This window comes from Psychroserpens sp. BH13MA-6 (assembly GCF_052983595.1).
In genome coordinates, this window is the sequence record NZ_JBRJGE010000035.1 from 1 (window position 1) to 1147 (window position 1147).

1 protein-coding gene is annotated in these 1147 nt (G+C 33.7%); it reads right to left on the reverse strand.

The genetic code is table 11. The features are described from left to right. Window positions 1-303: 303 nt before the first annotated feature. Entirely contained in the window at window positions 304-957 is a 654-nt protein-coding gene (locus ACU8DI_RS15335; protein WP_447113670.1) for a DUF4919 domain-containing protein, read from the reverse strand. Window positions 958-1147 lie beyond the last annotated feature (190 nt).

The following is a 1147-nucleotide window of genomic DNA, read 5'->3' on the forward strand; positions in this document are numbered from 1 at the left end:
GTAAATAATTTTCCAAGACTTCTTTATCAATTTGGTAATTGATTAAAATTCGTCTGTCGATTATTCCTTTTATTTTCGGTATTCTCATTTGAGTGAGCAAATTGCACCTAACGTAATTGTGTATGATTAGTTGCGGAATTTCAGCCGAAGCGCTTTGCGCTTGGATGAGCCGTTCACAGCGAAAATTCCGCGGGAGAGAAAGTGCAAGGCTGAGCGAGCAATTCTTTCCGAGTTTTAAAGATAGTGAATTAAGTGAGAATTTTTCCTTGTTATAACCAACTGAGCAATTAATTATACACGTTGTTATGTGCTGGCTTTATTTTTTTTCAGATTGTCTCTGCCTTCAAAAACTTTACTTATTTCGAAATAATAGACTTTCGTTTCTCCGTTTTCATCTAGGACTTCCATTCGGTCGCAAACTCCGCCATCAATACTTTGTGTTTTCAATTCAACTCCAAGCATATTTAAAATGAAGTACTCTTCTGATATTTGTATTACAGGCCAACCATTTTGACAAGATTTTCCATCTCCATTTCTTACGATTGAGTACAATAAACCGAATTGAATAGCTTTATATTTTTTTGCATTTATTGAATCTCCTACAATTTTATAAGTTTGTCTTAATATTTTATGGGCTGTCATACTCGTGTAGTCAATACTCAACATTTTTTTTGTTGTAGTAATTATGCTGTCGTATTTCGATTCAGACATTTGTCGATACATTTCTTTTTTCAATTTCCTGAATTCTGAGCTTTTTTCAGACGCAATTTTGAATTGTTCACTTTCAATAAAACTTTCTCTAAATGATTTAAAGTCAATATCAGTTTTTCCGCTTTCAAGCATTTGCACTGTTTTACTGTAATAATCTTCAAATTCAGGAACTTTTATTTCAGTTTGTCCAATTACTAAGGTGAAATTGAAAAGAACTATTAATGTTATAAGAGAATGTTTAATCATAGTTTGAATTTTTTTTCAGCTTGCACATAACGTAATTGTGTATGGTTTGTTGCGGTTTAGCAGCTTGCGTGTGCGGCTGATGTTCCGCGGGAAAGACGCAAGCTGTTGAGCTCAAATTTTTCCGTTGAGACTAAGATAGCAATTTGTAGGAGATTTTCCTCGTCTTAACCAACTGAGCAATGAATTATAC

Coding starts and splice junctions, on each gene's coding strand:
- ACU8DI_RS15335 (WP_447113670.1), bottom strand. CDS start 957: ATGATTAAACATTCTCTTATAACATTAATAGTTCTTTTCAATTTCACC.